The organism is Acinetobacter sp. SK-43 (assembly GCF_015351505.1).
Lineage (GTDB): Bacteria > Pseudomonadota > Gammaproteobacteria > Pseudomonadales > Moraxellaceae > Acinetobacter > Acinetobacter junii.
Genome location: NZ_JADKPY010000069.1, coordinates 1 through 19095, shown reverse-complemented (window position 1 = coordinate 19095; position 19095 = coordinate 1). Strand labels below are relative to the sequence as shown.

Below are 19095 nucleotides of genomic sequence, written 5' to 3'. Positions count from 1 at the left end.
GTGGCTGATCTTAATTTTTGCCCAGAGTGGTGCAGTTTAGCCAGACGTTCAAAATCTTGTCTTAGAATGGGTTTGAGTAATTGATGAAATACGGTATTCTGATGTGACAAAACCTGAGTCCTTTATAGTTAAAGTGTTTGTTTGCACTCATATTTTAACTATTTAGACTCAGGTTTTTTTATTTAGAGCAAACTATGGGACAGTAGTGGAGTAAATCCTCTTTTTTATATCTTCACTTATTTATTGCTTTACGACTTTCGTTTTGGCTAATTTATCATGCAAAGTTTGACGTTTTTTGTTCAACATGAAGAATCCATAATCAATAATTGTGATAAAAGGCATAAATAGTAGATTCAGAATGATGAAAAGTATGCTTCTCACCCAGAAAGCACGAATTGTATTTACATTTGTGGTTGTCTCAGCATCTACGATTTTGATTTTGGCAATTTTCTTTCCAAGACTTTGACCTGATTTTGCAATCATGAATGCTTGTAACATCAACATGATAATAAGATATGCAAAAATACTGATCCATGCTTCATTTGGAATTAATTGAATAAGTTGTTGTTGCAGTTCAACAGCTTTACTAGATGCTACGTCTGTAGCCTGTAATTGTTTTTGAATTTCAAACAATTGAGTGTATTGGCTTTGATCAAAAAAGAAAGAGGGAATTGCTGCCATCGGTAGCCATAGCATTAGATCAAATATTTTTGCCAACGCACGCGACGCAAATGACGCCAGTTCAAAATTATCAGACTTCGTTTCAACTTTAATTTTGAAGCTTGAATTTTCAGCTTCATTTTTAATTGGTGTATTAAAAGTTGAATAACCTACAGGTTCGTATACAAGTTTGCCTTGAGTTAATTCTCCAAGAGTTTTCCATTCAGTCATACCTTCATGCCATGCTAAATCAGTAAGTAAAACTTGTTGACTTGCGAGCATTTGGTTTACTTGTTCTAAACTGTAAGGTCCAGCTTGTTGGTTGTTACGAGCCAAGTAAATTTGCATAATTTTAAAATCTCAAGAACTAAAGATGAAAAAAGACCCTACGAAAGAGGGTCTTTTTCTAATAAAGATTAAGCCTTTTTGATCTGCTCTTCTGCAAGGAAGAACCATGTATCAAGTACTGAGTCTGGGTTCAATGACACCGATTCAATACCTTGTTCCATTAGCCATTTAGCAAGATCAGGATGGTCAGATGGGCCTTGACCACAAATACCAACGTATTTGCCTGCTTTGCGACAAGCATGAATTGCCATTGAAAGAAGCGCTTTAACTGCTGCATCACGTTCATCGAACAAGTGAGAAACAATACCTGAATCACGATCTAAACCTAGTGTTAGCTGAGTTAAATCGTTTGAACCGATAGAGAAACCATCGAAATGTTCAAGGAATTGTTCAGCCAATAAAGCATTGGTTGGTAATTCACACATCATGATGATTTTTAAACCATTCTCACCACGTTTTAAGCCGTTTTGAGCAAGTAGTTCGATAACACGTTTTGCTTCAGAAACTGTACGAACAAATGGAATCATGATTTGTACGTTAGTTAAGCCCATTTCATCACGCACTTTTTTCAATGCGCGGCATTCAAGCTCGAAACAATCACGGAAGTTATCTGATACATAACGACTTGCACCACGGAAGCCCAACATCGGGTTTTCTTCCTCTGGTTCGTATAATTTACCACCAATTAAGTTTGCGTATTCATTTGATTTGAAATCAGACATACGAACAATGACTGGTTTTTCCGCAAATGCAGCAGCAAGAGTCGAAATACCTTCAACTAATTTTTCAACATAGAACTCAATCGGAGAGGTATAGCCAGCGGTTCGTGTCATCACTGCTGCACGTGTTTCACGTGGCAAACTTTCAATATTTAATAAAGCTTTAGGGTGGACGCCAATCATTCGGTTAATAATGAACTCGAGACGTGCAAGACCGATACCTTCATTTGGGATTTGTGCAAAGTCAAATGCACGGTCTGGATTACCAACGTTCATCATAATTTTGAACGGTAGTTTTGGCATAGAATGAATAGAGTTACGTTGAACTTCAAAGTCTAACGCACCTTCATAAATAAAGCCTGTATCACCTTCAGCACAAGAAACAGTGACTTCTTGACCATCAGTTAATACTTCCGTTGCATTACCACATCCAACAATTGCAGGTACACCAAGTTCACGAGCAATAATGGCTGCGTGACATGTACGACCACCACGGTTAGTTACAATCGCAGCAGCACGTTTCATTACTGGTTCCCAGTCTGGGTCAGTCATGTCAGATACAAGTACATCACCGTCTTGTACTTTATCCATTTCTTTAATCGAAGTTACGACGCGAACTTTACCTGAACCGATGCGTTGACCAATAGAACGTCCTTCACAGATAACTGTACCGCGTTGCTTTAACAGGTAACGTTCCATTGTGCCGACATTTTGGCGACTTTTTACGGTTTCTGGACGTGCTTGAACGATGTAGATTTGACCATCATCACCATCTTTTGCCCACTCGATATCCATCGGTGAACCGTAGTGTTGTTCAATGATTAATGCTTGTTTTGCAAGTTCATGAAGCTCATGATCATTTAATGCGAATTGTTGGCGTTCAGGTTTTTCTACATCAACCACAACAACAGATTTACCCGCAGAACCTTCTTCACCATAAATCATTTTTTGGTGTTTAGAACCAAGATTACGACGTAATACTGCATGTTTGCCATTGTTTAAAAGTGGCTTAGATAAGTAGAACTCGTCAGGGTTAACTGCACCCTGTACAACCATTTCACCCAAACCATAAGAGGCTGTAATGAATACAACATCACGGAAACCAGATTCTGTATCAAGTGTAAACATAACACCTGCAGCACCAGTTTCAGAACGAACCATACGTTGAACACCAGCTGAAAGCGCAACAACACTGTGTTCAAAGCCTTGGTGTACACGATATGCAATCGCACGATCGTTATATAAAGATGCAAAAACTTCTTTAATCGCGATCAGGATATTATCGATACCACGAATATTTAAGAAAGTTTCTTGTTGACCTGCAAATGATGCATCAGGTAAATCTTCTGCAGTTGCAGAAGAGCGTACAGCTACAGCGATGTCTGGATTACCGTTTGAAAGTACTGCAAATGCCTCGCGGATTTCTTTTTCTAATGCGGCGGTCAGTGGAGTATCAACAATCCATTTACGGATTTTTGCACCAGTCTCAGCAAGTGCGATTACATCATCTACATTAAGTTGTGCAAGTTCAGCCTGAATACGAGCGTTTAAACCGCTTTGATCCAAGAACTCACGATAGGCAGCAGCAGTTGTTGCGAAGCCACCAGGTACCGATACACCAGCATTGGATAAATGGCTGATCATTTCACCCAAAGATGAGTTTTTCCCACCTACGAGTTCGACATCGTGTTTCCCTAATTTTTCCAGACCGATTACGCGCGCTTCCAAAGTATTTACTCCACTTTTTTTGCAGTATGAATGACCATCATTGGTATGAAATTATACGAAAGTGCCTAGATTAACCGTTTTACTAAGCGACAGTCATGTTAGATGAGTTTACTATAAAGATTATAGAGCACTAAGACAAATGTTTAAGGAGAATTTTGATGCCCGTAAGTAAAGAAATTAAACGGAGCGTATATTTTATTTCAGATGGTACAGCGATTACGGCTGAAACTCTTGGGCATTCACTACTTGCTCAATTTCCGAACGTTGATTTTGACATTCATATTATGCCTTATATCACCACTGAAGAAGCCGCGATGAACGTTGTTGCTGAGATCAATGCTTGTCAAAATAGAGATGGTTCTTTGCCCCTTGTTTTTGACACTTTGGTTGATCCACATGTTCGAGAAATCATCAACACAGCAAAAGCTGTAAATTTGGATGTTTTTGAAGGCTTAATCAGTAAATTATCTGATGAGCTTGGGACACCACCAACGACTTTAGTTGGTCAAACACATGCCGTAACGGATTCTGAATATTATAAGGCTCGTATTGATGCGGTTCACTTTGCGCTAGACAATGATGATGGTGCAAGAACTCGACATTATGATAAAGCAGATATTATTTTGATCGGAGTATCGCGTTCAGGGAAAACACCGACTTCAATTTACCTTTCTCTGCAATTTGGTATTCGTGTTGCGAATTATCCTCTCACAGAAGAAGATTTAGATGACAATCGTTTGCCTAAAATTCTCAAAGAACATAAGAATAAATTGTTTGGCTTAATGATCGATGCTGAGCGTTTGGTTGCGATTCGCAATGAACGTAAAGCGAATAGTCGTTATTCGAGTTTTAGTCAATGCCAAATGGAGTTGCGTGCGATCGAAGGTATTTATATTTCTGAAGGGATTAAATACTTAAATGTGACTGAAATGTCGATTGAGGAAATTTCAACGCGTGTTTTACAGATGACGGGTTTAAAACGTCGTATTGGATAAGATGAATGTTTATTGAGTATAGATAAAAAATCTATACTCAAATTTCTAATAAGAAAAACGGACAGATAAAATGAAAAACATCTTCATTTTTATTGCATTAATATTTAGCTCAATCATTTATGCCGAGACCTTAGCCCAGTTTGAAAATAGGGTATTTAAAAATTATAAAGACAAATCTTTTTATGATGTGAATCAGTCAATAGAGACTGAGATAGTGACTAAAATCCAAAATGATAAAGCAAGCTTTAGTTACTCTTTTCCTGCATTTCAAGATCACTATAATTTGAGAACTCATTATTCTCCTGACAAAAAAATAAAATTTTATACCTTCGATATCGGTGGAGGAGGAACAATGGGGGAGTTCTCTTCTTATTCACAAACACTTATTTACGGAAAGAATGTAGTTACTCCCATTGAGACTGGTTTCATTTTGGGTGTTAAACAAAGTTTGTTGAATAAACAGCCAATTTATTTGATCGAAAGTTATTATAAAGGAAGCAGTTGTGTTGGAACCTATGCTATTCAAGGCTTTAAATTGTCAGCATCAGGTAAGTTGGAAGCTACAAAGATTTTTCAAACTCAAACCAAGAAATCGTTATTGGATCAAATTACAGTTGATTATGATTGTAATCATCATATGGGCAGCAGTGATATGCCTGAATATATCCGTATCAGTAAAGACTTGAGTACTATAGATATTCTTTTATTAGACCAAAATTTCAGACCAATAAATAAGTATTTAAGATATGTCAAAAAAGATGCAGCTTATCAATATTTGAGTACAGTGAAGTAAGTATTTTTCTAAGTCATACTTACTTCATGATTTAGAGTGCTTAACTGTGTTTAATTTCCATCAGTAGGCTAAAGTTGTCTAAACGTTTTTGGGTATCGTATATATCACACGTGAAAATAAACTCATCAACATCATATTGTTGGATAATTTTACTTAGGCCCGCTTGAACAGTATTTTTCGAACCAATTTGAGCCATCGCATAAAAGTTTTGTATAGCAAGTTGTTCAGCGCTACTTGCAAGGCCTTCAGTCGATTTAACAGGAGGTTTAAGTTTTAAACTATCACCACGAATCAAGTTTAAAATACGTTGATAAGAACTAGTTGCTAAATATTGGGCCTCCTCATCCGTAGATGCAACAACAGTTGGAATACCCATTGATACATACGGTTGATCAAGATATTCAGAAGCTTGGAAATTGTCGCGATAAAGTTGAATAGCTTGTCCTAGCATGCGTGGAGCAAAATGTGATGCAAAAGAATAAGGAAGCCCAAGTTTCGCTGCTAACTGAGCACTAAAAAGACTAGAACCCAATAGCCAAACGGGTACATGAGTATTTTGTCCAGGTGTGGCAATAATTTTTTGATTGGGTTGAGGCGCTTTGAAATATTGCAGTATTTCTAATACATCCTGAGGGAATTGGTCTTCAGTCTCTTGGCGACCACGTCGAAGTGCTCGCATAGTCAAAGGATCTGTGCCAGGCGCGCGACCTAAGCCTAAATCAAATCGATTGGGGTAAAGTGTTGCTAGGGTACCAAACTGTTCAGCCACAACGAGTGGTGCATGATTAGGCAGCATAATGCCGCCAGAGCCTAAACGAATATGTTGCGTGTGTGCGGCGATAAAACCTAAAAGAACAGCGGTAGCGGAACTTGCGATACCATCCATATTATGGTGCTCAGCTAGCCAAAAACGTTCATAATTTAGTTGCTCTACATGTTGTGCGAGTTCAAGTGTATGATGAAGTGAAAACTCAATAGTTTTATCTTCACGAACAGGTGCCAGCTCCAGAACTGAAAACTTTATCTCTTGTAATGATTTCATCGAAATAACCTAAAACAATATATCGAAATAATACGATATATTGTTTTTGATGTATATCGAAATTTTTCGATATATTACCTCAATAATAAAAAAGCACCCGAAGGTGCTCATATTAAATATTTAAAATCAACGATTTTTGTACCAACCACGGTGTAAACCATTGTCGTGACGGTATTTGTAACGAGAGTTGTAATAACGTCTATCATCGTATGAGCGACGATTTTCATAGCGGTCATCATATCTTCGATTGTCTAGATCACGATCTTGGCCTACTTTTTGACCTAAAACAGCACCACCTGCAGCACCCAGAGCAGCACCTACATAACCGCCATTGGTTCCTGCTACATTACGTCCTACAGTATAACCACCGACACCACCTAATCCTCCACCAATAGCAGCTTCAGTTCGATCGCGTTTATTACTTGACGCGGCTGCACCACCTGCACCACCAATCGCTGAACCAATCATAGCTCCAGTATTACCACCGAGTTGTTGACCGATTGCAGTTCCAACAACACTACCCAGTGCTGAAGTCGCGGCAACACGAGTTGAATTATCCGCATGAGCAACAGACAGCATAGATGAGGTTGCAATAATAGTACTGTATAACCAAATTTTAGATTTCATATCGAAACTCCTTGTCCATTTTTGGAGACAATATTTTTTGCTTGAAGCAAATGTAACAAGAATTTTGAGCCAAAATATGGAGTGCAAGCCTCAGAGTTTGATTCTTTTAGAAGGGTTTTGTATTGCTTGTATTACAAATGGAGAAATTGTGAAGATTGCCTATATTGGATATACACACAGTTCAACATACAGCAGTATGGGTAAGGAATAGAGTACAATAAACGGAGTTTTTGATCGGATTTAAAAGATGTTGTTGGAAAAAATTTTGCAATCGCAAGGGTTTGGTTCTCGAAAATACTGTCAACAAATTATCAAAAATGGTTCAGTGACGATTGAAAACCAAATTTGTGATAATCCGAAGCAAAATTTCCCAACAGAACATTTAAGTTTTGAAGTTTTTGGCGAAGAGTATTTATTTCGCGAGAATGTTTATATCGTGTTAAATAAACCTAAAGGTTATGAGTGTTCTCACCAAGCAACGCATCATAAAAGCGTATTCAGTTTATTTCCCGAAATTCTTCTACATCGTGGTATTCAATGTGTTGGGCGGTTAGATCAGGATACAACAGGATTATTATTATTAACTGATGATGGTCAATATTTGCAAGCTTTGACCAATCCGCGTAAACATGTTCCAAAAGTTTATCATGTCACAACAGCAGACCCTATTACACAAGAGCAAAAACAGGCTTTAGAACAAGGTGTTGAGCTGAGAAATGAAAAAGGAATTTACGCTGCTACGGATGTTCATTTATTTTCTGAACATCAGCTTTCTATGACGATTCACCAAGGCGTCTATCATCAAGTTAAGCGAATGTTAGCTGCAGTTGGGAATAAGGTGGAAGATTTACATCGTCATCAAGTTGGTTTATTAGAATTGCCAAAAATTCCAGAGGGTGAGTGGCTGTATTTATCTGCTACACAAAAACAGCTTAGTCATAATATTGCACTGGAAAAGTAATTATTTGAGGAAGCAATGAAAGGTATTGAATTCATCATCCCGCATAAAACCCATTTGCTCATAAAGTCGATGAGATTCAATATTGTTTTTTTGGGTTTCTAAACTAATGCGTAAAGCATTTTCGTGTCTTGCAAATAAAATAGCGGTGTCGATGAGTTGTTTTGCTGAACCTTGTTTACGGTAGGATGGGGTTACATAGACATCATCTAAAATATAGTAGGTTTCACAAGCAACTGATGAAAACGCAAGATAAAGTAAGACAAATCCTGTAAAGACATTATCTTTTACATGAATAAAGATAACACTTTCCTTATTGTCAAATCGGTGCTTCAAAAATTGGTAGGATTGCTTAATGTTTGCAGAGGCACCATAAAATTGACGATATTCATCAAATAAAAAAGCAAGTTGTTCTAGGTCTTCGCGTGTTGCTCTCTTGACAATCATTCCTAAATCCTTGAGTTATAATTTTATTTGGATTGTCAGAATATCTAAAAAGATTCAGCTTAAAAATTAAAAACTTGTTTAAAAATGCAACATTGTTAACTTTTGTCACTTTCACCAAGCAAAGCATTTAGTTCTTCAAACAAATCTTCATGGTCATCTTCTAAGTCTGTAGATGTTGAATGATCAGCGGTTGTAGCATTTTTTGATTTTCTTAATTTCAGTAACTGTTCCATGTTGATGTTTTGGTTTTCAATCGCAAACGGGATAGATTTTGTCAAAACTACTTGTTTGAAGAAAAGTCGAACTGCTTGAGCAGGGGTGATACCTAACTGCTTAAAAACAGCAAAAGCTTGTTTCTTTTCCTGTGAATCAAGACGAACCTGATAAACTTCTGTTTTTCTCATGAAAAATATGACCAAATATTTTTTAATTATCGCTAGGTATTTTAAACGATCAAAAGCTAATTTCAATCGTTTTGAGTTGAAATAATGCTTTTTTTGTCATTACGTCATACTTACAATGTCAATTCATGGTTGGATCTAAAAATTCTTTGTAAATTACTGATCGGATCAATAAAACTAATTTCTTTTGCTAACAGTTGAAGTGGATGATTAAAGTCATCGTCTGCTTTGTGTAGCACGGTTGGATAAAAAGGATCATTTAGAATAGGAATATTTAGATGGTTGAGATGCACCCGAAGTTGGTGTTGTTTTCCAGTTTTGGGTGAAAGTTGATATTTAGCATGTTGGAAATTGTGTTCAAGTAATTCTATAAATGTTTCAGTATTTGCTGTTTTGTCATAGTTCACTCGCATGGTATAGAAGGGATGACCTTTTTCCATGTGTAATTCCAAAGACATTGGAAATTTGATTTCTGGTCGATATGCAGCGATAGCATGATAAGTTTTTTGTACTTTTCGTTCGGCAAAAAGTTGCTGATAGATTCCGCGTGATTCTGCTTTCTTACAGAAAAGCACTACGCCTGCAGTTTCACGATCAAGTCGATGTATTGGTGTTAGTTCAGCATATCCCGTTTGTTTTTTTAGTCTTACCAATAATGTTTCTTGAACGTATTGACCTGTTGGAGACATCGTCAGGAAATGTGGTTTATCTACGACAAGCAAATGTTCATCTTCAAATAGAATTTGATGCTCAAATGGCACATGTATTTCATGCGCCAGAAAACGATAATAGAAAATAAAAGTATTGGGCGTATACCTATCTCGAATACTTAATTTCATACCGTCTGAGGCATAAATTAATCCATCCTCAAAGCGTTGTTGCCACTCTATTGCTTGTATATGAGGGAATTGAACACATAAGTATTCAAAAATAGTCAATTCAGAGACATCATTGGGTAGAAAGACTTTACTGGCACTAACACCATTTATTAACGGAGGAGTAAATAGTGATTTTGCAGCTTTCATCATAAGATATTAAAGTAGGTAATTTAAACTGAAGGATGTGGGTAGATATTGTGTTTATTTTTAATGCTGTCATAGCATTCAATACACACTACTGCCATTTGGTTGAAATTACGAAATACATCAGTCATTTCTTGTTCTTGTGTAAAAACATATTCACATGCTAAGCACCAACCTTGAGGATTGGTTCGATCTGAAACGTTTTCAATAAATCCTAATGGATGTCCATGATTTTGAACTAAATGCCCGCATATGACAGCAGCATAGTTTTGACCGTGGCTTGTACAGTCAATTAATAAAGCTTCAGAAGACATATTGATCCTTTAATTTTTGAGATCATAATTGCATTAAAATGTAGCAGCTTTTCTTTACGGATTAGGCTTTAAAGCAGGGCAATGTTATCATAGCTGCTATCCCAATTTTGTTTTATTTGCCATGTCGTATTCAGTGAAATTTACCCTAAATCATGAACAAGACACTCAACGTTTTGCACAAGTCTTATCTCAGCAGATTCGTTCAGGCATTATTTATTTGATTGGTGATCTAGGTGCTGGTAAAACGACTTTCACACGCTACTTTCTTCAGAGTTTGGGGCATCAAGGCTCAGTAAAAAGCCCGACATATACATTGGTTGAGCCTTACACCATCAATGGTCAAGAAGTTTTCCATTTTGATTTATACCGATTAGATGATCCATATGAATTAGAGTTAATGGGTATTAGAGATTATCTTGAAACACCAAATGGGTTATTTTTATTTGAATGGCCATCAAAAGGTGGTGATGAAATTCCACAGGCTGATGTTGTTATTGATATACAAAAATCAGATGATGAGTTAACTCGTTTTGTGACATTAGATGTAAATTCACAGCAGCTAGCCGAAACTTTGCAGGAACAATTGCATGGTGCATGATTCAATACGTCGTATTCATACTCTCGATGCCGCACTAGCGAACCAAATTGCGGCAGGTGAGGTAATTGAACGTCCCTCATCTGTGGTCAAAGAATTATTAGAAAACTCAATTGATGCTGGTGCGACTGAGTTGATTATTCGCGTAGCTCAAGGTGGTTCAACACTGATAGAAATCATAGATAATGGTCATGGTATTCATTCAGATGATTTGTCGTTGGCTGTAATGCGCCATGCTACGAGTAAAATTAAAACTTCTGAAGATCTTCATGCAATTGTCAGTTTAGGTTTTCGCGGGGAGGCGCTTGCGTCGATTGCTGCGGTGTCACGTTTAACATTAACCAGTAGTCAAGATGAACAAGGAATTGGCTATCAGGTCGAAGTGAATGGTACTGCGTTTGATCATCAACAAGTTCAAGCTGTCGCTGCACAGAAAGGAACACATATTCGTGTGCAAGATTTATTTTTTAATGTACCTGCGCGCCGTAAGTTTTTAAAGAAACCAAGTACGGAATTTGGTCATATTGAAGAAATAGTTCGCCGTTTGGCTCTGACTCATTTTGATATTCGTTTTGTTTTAGAACACAACGACAATATTCGCCTGAATTTACCCGTCGCAGATAGTGGAGAGTTACGCTATCAACGTGTTCAACAACTATTAGGTCAACAATTCATTCAAAATGCGTATTGGATAGATGCTGAAAGTATCAATATGCGTTTGTCAGGTTGGTTAGGTCATCCATCTGATGCACGTGCTCAAGCAGACTTGCAATATGTGTATGTAAATGGTCGTATTGTAAAAGATAAAACAATTTCACATGCTTTAAGAATGGCTTATGACGGGATTTTGCATGGTCATCAGCATTCTTCGTACTTACTTTTTTTAGAAGTTGATCCAGAAAATATTGATGTAAATGTACATCCAACGAAGCATGAAATACGTTTTTTGAATCAGCGCGAAGTTCACGAGTTTGTGCGACACTATGCAAAAGAAACCTTGTCACAATTTCAAACTGCAAGTGCTGATTTAGCCCAAGCGATGAAAGTGGAAGAATTCACAACAAATTTTAATTATCAATCGCAACCTAAGTACCAAGAACAATTTAATTTACATCGTAATCATGTTGAAACTGAATTCTCAATAAATGATCAAAATCAGATTTCAACTGATTTACTTACAGAGTTTAATCAAAGTCGTCCACAAGCTGTGCAATATAATTCAGTACCGCAAGAACCAAGTTACAATGGTTCATTTCAACTCAATAACGCACTAAAAACTTATCTTGCTCCTTTACGAGATGAGAAAACATCATTTGAGCATGAAGATACTTCATCTGTGAAAAATGGTGACCTAGAGGGATTTAAAACTCGAGTAGACGAATTTCCACTCGGTATCGCAATTGCACAGCTTCATGGAATCTATATATTAGCTCAGAATACTGAGGGTTTAATTATTGTTGATATGCATGCCGCGCATGAACGTATTTTGCTGCAACAAATGAAATCAGCATGGGATAAACCTGAATTTTGGACATCACAGCAACTCTTAATTCCGAAAGTTGTTCCTATCACCCGTATGCAAGCCGTGCGAATTGAAGAATTACAACCTCAATTACAGCGTTTGGGTTTAGAAATCAACCAATATGGTGATGAACAAGTAATTGTGCGTGGTGTACCTGCCATTTTACAAAAAGCTGACTTTGATCGTCTGATTCCAGAGCTGTTAAATGATCTTGATCCAAATGATGAAGCAAGAGGCTTATTGCAAAAACGTGATGAACTTTTAGCAGGAATGGCATGTCATGGTGCTGTTCGTGCACATCGTCAATTGAGTTTATCAGAGATGAATGCTTTATTACGTCAAATGGAACAAACTGAGTTTGCCAGTCAATGCAACCATGGTCGTCCAACGTGGCGTGCATTCCCACTTCACCAACTAGATAAATTATTTGCTCGAGGAGAGTAGTTCTACATGTCAAATCAATTGCCCGTCATCAATTTAATGGGGCCTACCGCAAGTGGTAAAACAGCATTGGCATGTGAACTTTATGAGCGTGGAAATTTTGAACTTATTTCAGTCGATTCAGCTTTAGTTTATAAAGACATGGATATTGGTACTGCAAAACCAACTAAAGAAGAGCAGGAACAATATCCTCATCATTTGATTGATATTATTACACCATTAGAAGTTTATTCTGCAGCGCAATTCGTCGAGGATGTATGTCCACTGATTGATGATATGCACAAGAGAGGCAAGACCCCGATTTTAGTGGGTGGCACGATGCTTTATTTCAAAGCATTGCTGGAAGGGCTTGCAGATAACTTACCTAATGCAGATGCGAAAACGCGGGAAGAAATCGTAGCAAAAGCGGAACAAGAAGGCTGGCAAGCAGTTTATGATGAATTAGTTGCAGTTGATCCCATTGCGGGGCAGAAATTTAAAGTCTCGGATAAACAACGCATTATTCGTGCGCTCGAGGTGTATAGATTAACTGGCGAGCCGATAACAAAACTACAAGCAGAACAACCTAAAAATCAACCATACCGTTACACTTTTCATAACTACGCTTTGATGCCTGATCGGTTAGAATTACATAAACGCATTGAGCAAAGATTGAGCAAAATGTGGGATATTGGTTTTTTGAATGAAGTGGAGGAGCTAATTGTTAAATACGATTTAAATGACAATTTACCATCCATGCGGTCTGTTGGTTATCGTCAAGCTTTAGATTTTTTATTAAAAAGTGACTTAAGTCTCAAAAATAAAGTAGAAATGGAGAACAAAGCGCTATTTGCGACACGGCAACTTGCCAAACGTCAATACACTTGGTTACGTTCTTTGCAAGAAATACACGATTTTAAAACTTACGTGACGATAAAGCAGGCGAAAGAAGACTTGCGAAACTTCTTTGGATAAAGCAAAATTCGCAGGCTGTCTTTTTATAATTTTTAGTTGAAAAATAAAGATAGTTTTTTTGCGCTGATTTAAAATTTTTTTGGAGTTAAAAATGTCTAAAGGTCAAACTTTACAAGATCCGTTCTTAAATTCTCTCCGTAAAGAACGTATTCCAGTTTCTATTTTCCTTGTGAACGGTATTAAATTGCAGGGGCATATTGAGTCTTTTGACCAATATGTTGTTTTGTTAAAGAACACTGTAAGCCAAATGGTTTACAAACACGCTATTTCTACAGTTGTTCCTGCGCGTAACCCTCGTCCAGCTGGTGCTCAAGGTACTGGTGGCTTCCCAGCTCAAGGTGCTACAGGTGGCTTCGGTGGTCAAGGTGCTGCTGGTGGCTTCGGTGGTCAAGGTGGCGGCTTCGGCGGTCAAGGTGGCTTCGGTGGTCAAGGTGGCTTCGGTGGTCAAGGTGGCTTCGGTGGTCAAGGTGGCTTCGGTGGTCAAGGTGGCTTCGGTGGTCAAGGCGGCTTTGGTAGCCAAGGTGGCTTCGGTGGTCATCAAGGTGGCTTCGACAGCGAAACTAAATTCGAAGATGGTCAAGAAGACGAAAATAATCGTTAATTGATCATGATCGTTAAGAAAATGCCAGTCTAATTTCAGACTGGCATTTTTTTGTGTTTAAAAAGTCAGAATAAATATTATGGAAATGATTATTGCTGCTGCGTGTTGCAGTGTACTGGTATCGATTTTATTAAAGTTTTTAAAAACAAAAGGGTTTGATGTCTTTCAAATGATCGCATGGAACTATTTGAGTGCAAGCATCTTGTGTTTTTATTGGTTTAAAACTGACATCACGCATATCTCAATTCAGAATACTCCTTGGTGGCTTATTTTTCTTTTAGCTATTTTACTCCCTAGCATTTTCTTATGCTTAGCTAAATCATTGCAATTTGCTGGAATTCTTAAAACTGAAATAGCCCAAAGATTATCAGTTATACTTTCTTTACTTGCGGCCTACTTTATATTTTCAGAACAATTTAGCCAGTTAAAATTAATTGGTGTCGGTGTTGGGATAATCGCAGTCTTCGCTATTATTTTTGGACAGGCGACTGAGAAATCGCTTAAAGGCACCAGTGTAAGATCAGTGCTTTTCCTGTTAAGTGTTTGGGCTGGATATGCTGCAATTGATGTATTGCTTAAATATAGCAGTACTTTAGGGCTGCAGTTTGCAGTGACATTAAATTTAACATTTATAGCTGCATTTATTTTATCAATAGGCTATCTCGCATTTGCGCAACCAAATTGGCAACCTAAAAATATATTTATGGGTCTACTTCTTGGTGGGGTAAATTTCGCGAATATTGCCTTGTATGTAAAAGCACATATGATTTTTAAAGAGTCACCTGCAATCGTATTTGCTGGAATGAATATTCTTGTCGTCATGTTAGGTGTAGTTAGTGGCGTAGTGTTTTTTAAAGAAAAACTAACTACTTACACATGGATTGGTTTATTTGCTGGAATACTTGCGGTGCTGTGTTTAGCTAAATCAATGATGAATTAAGGGAGCTTTGACTCCCTTAAATAAAAATTATAAGCGAGTGAATACGACTTGATCTGGCAGTCGAGATTTAGGCAATTTTGCATTAAAGTCATTTTCACTACGATAACCTAGAGAAACAACAACGGATGCCTTTAAACCTTTTTCAGCTAATCCAAATTCTTGATTGATAGTATCTCGATCAAAGCCTTCCATTGGGGTTGCATCAATTCCTTCTAATCCTGCAGCGAATAGTAGTTGCCCAAGTGCAAGATAAGTTTGATTTTCCATCCAAGCAGAGAGATTTTTGAGTTCATTACGATAAAACTCAACATAGCCTTTACGAGTATCTCGTTGCCCTTGTTTTGCGGTTTCATCTTTGAAGCGACCATTTAGTTCATCTTGTTGTAGTAATTGTTCTAAGTATTCAGCGCTGATATCAGTACGAGTACAAAATACAAGAGTATGCGAAGAATTTAAAACTTTTGCTGAATTATAAATATAATTACCAGTTAGGGCCTTCGCAATTCTTTGTTTCGCCTCATCGGTTTCAGCAATTAAAAAGTGCCAAGGCTGAATATTTACTGAAGAAGGGCTAAAACGCAGAACTTCGAGTAGTTTTTCAAATTGTTGTTGTGGAATTTTTTTCTCTGCATTATATGCCTTTGTTGCATAGCGTGTTTTGGCAGTAACTAGAACATCCATCCGTCTTTCACTCAATTAGAAATTTTAATGATTTTACTTGATATTAATTACATCGAAAGTAGCTAAATGTGATTTTTTATATAGATTTAAGTTTTACGAACGGTGAATAAGTTAGTCAAAAATATTCTACGTTTTTACTCGATTAATATGACCATTTTTTGAAATCTAGCTTAAAGTTTTCTTGCTCATTAATCTCAAGTATCCAAGCCGTATCTTCACGCCAATCACCAAGGACAATACGCTTTTTATTGATAACTTCGTGAATTTCAGGGCGATGGGTATGACCGTGGATTAAGAAATCTACTTGATGAATTGCATTTTCAACTGCATGCAGATTCACATCCATAATGTCATAACTTTTTAGTTGTTTAGTTTCACTACTTTTTTTACGAAAACCATTGGCAAGTTTTTGTCTAAAATTTAAAGGTGTACGCTTTAGAATGCCCAATAAGATTGGATTACGTATCACTTTGCGAAAACGTTGATAAGCAACATCATCAGTACATAAAGCATCGCCATGTTCGAGGCGAAACTTCCTATGATTAATTTCTAGAATATAAACATCAGGTAAAAGCGTAGCATTAAATAATGCTAAAAACTTCTTACCCAAAACAAAATCTCGATTTCCAACTTGGAAATAAACATGATTATTTGCAGCTGTAAATTCTTGTAAGGCTGTAATAATTTCATCTAGCCATGGGGCACTATAATCATCACCAATCCAAGCATTAAACCAATCACCTAAAATATAGAGTTGAGTGTTTTTATTTTTATATTCTTTTAATAAAGCCAAAAACCCTCGAACGAGTCGAGGGTGATCAGGTGACAAGTGTAAATCTGATATAAACAGATAAGTCACAAAGAATCCTGTTGGATAAAATTATTCAGAGATAATTTTAGCAGATTCGATAACTACATTCTCTAAAGGAACATCAGCATGATAACCACGGTTACCAGTACGCACACCTTTAATTGTAGCTACAACATCCATACCTTCTACAACTTTACCAAATACTGCGTAACCCCAACCTTGTGCTGTTTTACCAGTGTGGTTTAAGAAAGAGTTATTTTTTACGTTGATAAAGAATTGAGCTGACGCAGAATGAGGAGCTTGCGTACGTGCCATAGCAATTGTGCCTTCATCGTTGCTTAAGCCGTTGTCAGCTTCATTTTCGATAGAATCACGAGTAGCTTTTTCTTTGAAGTTTTCGTCCATGCCACCGCCTTGGATCATGAAACCATCAATCACACGGTGGAAAATTACGCCGTCATAGAAACCGTCACGTACATATTCTAAGAAATTTGCAACCGTTTTTGGTGCTTTTTCAGCGTTAAGCTCAAGAACAATACGACCTTTGTTGGTGTTTAATTCGACTTGAGGAAAACTCATTACATTAATCTCCTAAACATGGGCAAATTGACCATGGGTTTTTGGTTGAGAGAAGCATAAGCAAACTGTAAACTACAAGGCAAGTAAAAAACGTTAAAATCTTTGATAAAAACCAAAGTTTGCGTTTTAATTTTCTATTTTTTAACAAGCAAGAAGTGATTTACACCTTATGAAGCCAAATGATGTTGTTTCAGAACTGCCAAAGACCCCGACGAATACTCATGCCTCTGTCGATGCTGCGCAGCAAGAACAACAGGCAGGCTTAGATTTCGTTCGCCAAGTAATCACTGATGATTTAAAAGAAGGTCGTACTCAGAAAGTTGTGACACGTTTTCCGCCTGAACCAAATGGTTATTTACACATTGGCCACGTGAAAGCGATTTGCCTAAATTTCGGTATTGCCGAGGAATTTGACGGCTTATGTAATCTGCGTTTTGACGATACTAATCCTGATGCCGAAGATCAAGAGTATGTAGATGGTATCGCCAATGACGTGAAATGGCTCGGTTTCGACTGGAATGGTGAACCTCGTTATGCTTCTGGCTATTTTGATCAACTTTATACATGGGCGGTTCAGCTCATTAAGCAAGGCGATGCTTATGTCGATCTGCAAACGCCTGAAGAAATTAGACTTAATCGCGGTAACTTTGTAGAGCCAGGTAAGAACTCACCTTATCGTGATGCCACTGTAGAAGAAAACTTAGCGCGTTTTGAACAAATGCGTAACGGTGAAATTCAGGAAGGTGGTGCTGTTTTACGTGCCAAAATTGATATGGCGAGCCCAAATGTTCACATGCGTGATCCGATCCTATACCGTGTATTACATTCAGAACATCATCAAACAGGGGATAAATGGAAAATTTATCCAATGTATGATTACGCTCATCCATTATCTGATGCTATCGAAGGGATTACGCATTCTTTATGTACATTAGAGTTCCAAGATCATCGCCCATTCTATGACTGGATTGTTGAAAAAGTTCACTCTGATGCAGTTCCTCGTCAGTATGAGTCTTCACGTCTAAATGTGGATTATACGATCACCTCTAAACGTAAACTGCGTAAATTGGTTGAGGGTGGTTATGTGAATGGGTGGGACGACCCACGTATGCCTACCGTTGTTGGTATGCGTCGTCGTGGTTTTACTCCAGAAGGTTTACGTGATTTCTGTAAGCGTGTAGGTGTGTCTAAAACGGATGGTATTGTTGATGTAGCAATGCTTGAATTCTGTATTCGTCAGTCATTAGAAAATACCGCAGCACGTGGAATGGCTGTACTAAATCCACTTAAAGTGACTCTGACGAATTTAGCTGAAGAGTTAGATCTAACGCATGCCCGCCATCCAAACGTTGATATGGGCGAGCGAATTATTCCCTTAACTCGTGAAATCTATATTGATCGTAAGGATTTTGAAGAAGTCCCACCTAAAGGTTTTAAACGTTTAATTCCTGATGGTGAAGTACGCTTACGTCATGCTTATGTGATCAAATGTGATGAAGTGATTAAGGATGCGAACGATGAAGTTATTGAACTTAAATGTTCAATTGATCCTGAAACTTTAGGTAAAAACCCTGAGGGGCGTAAAGTTAAGGGGGTTATTCATTGGGTATCAGCAACTAAAGGTGTACCTGCAGAAGTTCGAATCTATGATCGTTTGTTTACTGAAGCGGCACCTGATGCAGATGATGACTTCTTAGCAAATCTTAATCCTGAATCATTAAAAGTTGTGCAAGCTGTGATTGAACCTGCTTTAGCTCAGGCAAAGCCTGAAGATCGTTTCCAATTTGAACGAGAAGGGTATTTTGTTGCAGATCAGCATGATCATAATGCTGATAAACCTGTATTCAATCGCATTCTTGATTTGAAAGATAGTTTTAAAGTCGATAAGAAATAAGACAGCAAAAAGGGGGAATATCC

The 19095-nt window shown here is 37.6% G+C and carries 21 protein-coding genes; 9 read left to right on the top strand and 12 right to left on the bottom strand.

The annotated features are described in order from the left end of the window. The 3 genes from IRT38_RS13000 to ppsA all read right to left on the bottom strand — a co-directional run. Positions 1–110, bottom strand: a 110-nt coding sequence (locus IRT38_RS13000) for a DUF4372 domain-containing protein (protein ID WP_151834610.1), incomplete at its 3' end; no start/stop codon positions are given. Positions 111–240: 130 nt separating this feature from the next. Continuing rightward, positions 241–1008, bottom strand: coding sequence for an RDD family protein (locus IRT38_RS12995; RefSeq protein WP_112986847.1), 768 nt, complete (start codon positions 1006–1008; stop codon positions 241–243). Between the two features lie 68 nt (positions 1009–1076). Next, complete coding sequence (gene ppsA, locus IRT38_RS12990) at positions 1077–3455, bottom strand: phosphoenolpyruvate synthase (RefSeq protein ID WP_004912155.1); 2379 nt, start codon at positions 3453–3455, stop codon at positions 1077–1079. 158 nt (positions 3456–3613) lie between these two features. Between ppsA and IRT38_RS12985 the strand changes: the two genes are divergently transcribed. Together IRT38_RS12985 and IRT38_RS12980 are read left to right on the top strand one after the other, a co-directional pair. Beyond that, a complete protein-coding gene (locus tag IRT38_RS12985; RefSeq protein WP_004912152.1) occupies positions 3614–4450 on the top strand; it encodes a pyruvate, water dikinase regulatory protein in 837 nt (278 codons plus the stop codon). 70 nt (positions 4451–4520) lie between these two features. Then, positions 4521–5243, top strand: a complete 723-nt coding sequence (locus tag IRT38_RS12980) for a hypothetical protein (RefSeq protein WP_194597942.1) — start codon at positions 4521–4523, stop codon at positions 5241–5243. Between the two features lie 40 nt (positions 5244–5283). Here the strand turns inward: IRT38_RS12980 and IRT38_RS12975 are convergent, their stop codons facing one another. Together IRT38_RS12975 and IRT38_RS12970 are read right to left on the bottom strand one after the other, a co-directional pair. After that, on the bottom strand, positions 5284–6285 hold the full coding sequence (locus tag IRT38_RS12975) for an LLM class flavin-dependent oxidoreductase (RefSeq protein ID WP_194597941.1): 1002 nt from the start codon (positions 6283–6285) through the stop codon (positions 5284–5286). Between the two features lie 126 nt (positions 6286–6411). After that, on the bottom strand, positions 6412–6912 hold the full coding sequence (locus tag IRT38_RS12970; RefSeq protein WP_004955072.1) for a hypothetical protein: 501 nt from the start codon (positions 6910–6912) through the stop codon (positions 6412–6414). Between the two features lie 247 nt (positions 6913–7159). On the opposite strand from IRT38_RS12970, the gene IRT38_RS12965 reads away from it, so the two are divergent. Then, a complete protein-coding gene (locus IRT38_RS12965) occupies positions 7160–7873 on the top strand; it encodes a pseudouridine synthase (protein WP_112986844.1) in 714 nt (237 codons plus the stop codon). Here the strand turns inward: IRT38_RS12965 and IRT38_RS12960 are convergent, their stop codons facing one another. The 4 genes from IRT38_RS12960 to IRT38_RS12945 form a co-directional block, all read right to left on the bottom strand. Beyond that, entirely contained in the window at positions 7874–8317 is a 444-nt protein-coding gene (locus IRT38_RS12960; protein WP_194597940.1) for a GNAT family N-acetyltransferase, read from the bottom strand. A 95-nt stretch (positions 8318–8412) separates the two neighbouring features. Next, positions 8413–8721 (bottom strand): type II toxin-antitoxin system RelB/DinJ family antitoxin, encoded by a 309-nt coding sequence (locus IRT38_RS12955; RefSeq protein WP_194597939.1) that lies wholly within the window; start codon positions 8719–8721, stop codon positions 8413–8415. A 110-nt stretch (positions 8722–8831) separates the two neighbouring features. After that, positions 8832–9746, bottom strand: a complete 915-nt coding sequence (locus tag IRT38_RS12950) for a pseudouridine synthase (protein WP_112986843.1) — start codon at positions 9744–9746, stop codon at positions 8832–8834. Between the two features lie 20 nt (positions 9747–9766). Next, the gene (locus IRT38_RS12945; RefSeq protein WP_194597938.1) at positions 9767–10054 is read right to left on the bottom strand and encodes a hypothetical protein; all 288 of its coding nucleotides are present in this window, start codon (positions 10052–10054) and stop codon (positions 9767–9769) included. A 121-nt stretch (positions 10055–10175) separates the two neighbouring features. Between IRT38_RS12945 and tsaE the strand changes: the two genes are divergently transcribed. The 5 genes from tsaE (at position 10176) to IRT38_RS12920 (ending at position 15107) form a co-directional block, all read left to right on the top strand. Continuing rightward, positions 10176–10652, top strand: a complete 477-nt coding sequence (gene tsaE / locus IRT38_RS12940) for a tRNA (adenosine(37)-N6)-threonylcarbamoyltransferase complex ATPase subunit type 1 TsaE (RefSeq protein WP_042893077.1) — start codon at positions 10176–10178, stop codon at positions 10650–10652. Continuing rightward, positions 10642–12615: a DNA mismatch repair endonuclease MutL gene (gene mutL / locus IRT38_RS12935; protein WP_194597937.1), complete on the top strand. Its 1974-nt coding sequence runs from the start codon at positions 10642–10644 to the stop codon at positions 12613–12615. The genes tsaE and mutL overlap by 11 nt, the downstream gene beginning before the upstream one ends. Before the next feature lie 6 nt (positions 12616–12621). Then, complete coding sequence (gene miaA / locus IRT38_RS12930) at positions 12622–13566, top strand: tRNA (adenosine(37)-N6)-dimethylallyltransferase MiaA (RefSeq protein ID WP_004912131.1); 945 nt, start codon at positions 12622–12624, stop codon at positions 13564–13566. A 91-nt stretch (positions 13567–13657) separates the two neighbouring features. After that, positions 13658–14167 carry an RNA chaperone Hfq gene (gene hfq, locus IRT38_RS12925; protein ID WP_005160898.1) on the top strand — a complete coding sequence of 170 codons (510 nt, stop codon included), beginning with the start codon at positions 13658–13660 and terminating at the stop codon, positions 14165–14167. A 79-nt stretch (positions 14168–14246) separates the two neighbouring features. Further along, positions 14247–15107 (top strand): DMT family transporter, encoded by an 861-nt coding sequence (locus IRT38_RS12920; RefSeq protein WP_005402375.1) that lies wholly within the window; start codon positions 14247–14249, stop codon positions 15105–15107. A 27-nt stretch (positions 15108–15134) separates the two neighbouring features. Here IRT38_RS12920 and IRT38_RS12915 read toward each other — a convergent pair whose 3' ends face one another. The 3 genes from IRT38_RS12915 to IRT38_RS12905 form a co-directional block, all read right to left on the bottom strand. Then, positions 15135–15788, bottom strand: coding sequence for an oxygen-insensitive NAD(P)H-dependent nitroreductase NfsB (locus tag IRT38_RS12915; RefSeq protein ID WP_004962856.1), 654 nt, complete (start codon positions 15786–15788; stop codon positions 15135–15137). 142 nt (positions 15789–15930) lie between these two features. Then, on the bottom strand, positions 15931–16647 hold the full coding sequence (locus tag IRT38_RS12910; protein WP_004962853.1) for a UDP-2,3-diacylglucosamine diphosphatase: 717 nt from the start codon (positions 16645–16647) through the stop codon (positions 15931–15933). A gap of 21 nt (positions 16648–16668) precedes the next feature. Further along, positions 16669–17178, bottom strand: a complete 510-nt coding sequence (locus IRT38_RS12905) for a peptidylprolyl isomerase (RefSeq protein ID WP_004912121.1) — start codon at positions 17176–17178, stop codon at positions 16669–16671. A 169-nt stretch (positions 17179–17347) separates the two neighbouring features. Between IRT38_RS12905 and IRT38_RS12900 the strand changes: the two genes are divergently transcribed. Next, a complete protein-coding gene (locus IRT38_RS12900) occupies positions 17348–19072 on the top strand; it encodes a glutamine--tRNA ligase/YqeY domain fusion protein (protein ID WP_194597936.1) in 1725 nt (574 codons plus the stop codon). Positions 19073–19095: the final 23 nt, after the last annotated feature.

Coding starts and splice junctions, on each gene's coding strand:
- IRT38_RS12980 (WP_194597942.1), top strand. CDS start 4,521: ATGAAAAACATCTTCATTTTTATTGCATTAATATTTAGCTCAATCATT.
- IRT38_RS12945 (WP_194597938.1), bottom strand. CDS start 10,054: ATGTCTTCTGAAGCTTTATTAATTGACTGTACAAGCCACGGTCAAAAC.
- IRT38_RS12965 (WP_112986844.1), top strand. CDS start 7,160: ATGTTGTTGGAAAAAATTTTGCAATCGCAAGGGTTTGGTTCTCGAAAA.
- mutL (WP_194597937.1), top strand. CDS start 10,642: ATGGTGCATGATTCAATACGTCGTATTCATACTCTCGATGCCGCACTA.
- miaA (WP_004912131.1), top strand. CDS start 12,622: ATGTCAAATCAATTGCCCGTCATCAATTTAATGGGGCCTACCGCAAGT.
- IRT38_RS12995 (WP_112986847.1), bottom strand. CDS start 1,008: ATGCAAATTTACTTGGCTCGTAACAACCAACAAGCTGGACCTTACAGT.
- IRT38_RS12900 (WP_194597936.1), top strand. CDS start 17,348: ATGAAGCCAAATGATGTTGTTTCAGAACTGCCAAAGACCCCGACGAAT.
- IRT38_RS12915 (WP_004962856.1), bottom strand. CDS start 15,788: ATGGATGTTCTAGTTACTGCCAAAACACGCTATGCAACAAAGGCATAT.
- IRT38_RS12960 (WP_194597940.1), bottom strand. CDS start 8,317: ATGATTGTCAAGAGAGCAACACGCGAAGACCTAGAACAACTTGCTTTT.
- IRT38_RS12905 (WP_004912121.1), bottom strand. CDS start 17,178: ATGAGTTTTCCTCAAGTCGAATTAAACACCAACAAAGGTCGTATTGTT.
- tsaE (WP_042893077.1), top strand. CDS start 10,176: ATGTCGTATTCAGTGAAATTTACCCTAAATCATGAACAAGACACTCAA.
- IRT38_RS12970 (WP_004955072.1), bottom strand. CDS start 6,912: ATGAAATCTAAAATTTGGTTATACAGTACTATTATTGCAACCTCATCT.
- IRT38_RS12950 (WP_112986843.1), bottom strand. CDS start 9,746: ATGATGAAAGCTGCAAAATCACTATTTACTCCTCCGTTAATAAATGGT.
- IRT38_RS12985 (WP_004912152.1), top strand. CDS start 3,614: ATGCCCGTAAGTAAAGAAATTAAACGGAGCGTATATTTTATTTCAGAT.
- IRT38_RS12920 (WP_005402375.1), top strand. CDS start 14,247: ATGGAAATGATTATTGCTGCTGCGTGTTGCAGTGTACTGGTATCGATT.
- hfq (WP_005160898.1), top strand. CDS start 13,658: ATGTCTAAAGGTCAAACTTTACAAGATCCGTTCTTAAATTCTCTCCGT.
- IRT38_RS12955 (WP_194597939.1), bottom strand. CDS start 8,721: ATGAGAAAAACAGAAGTTTATCAGGTTCGTCTTGATTCACAGGAAAAG.
- IRT38_RS12975 (WP_194597941.1), bottom strand. CDS start 6,285: ATGAAATCATTACAAGAGATAAAGTTTTCAGTTCTGGAGCTGGCACCT.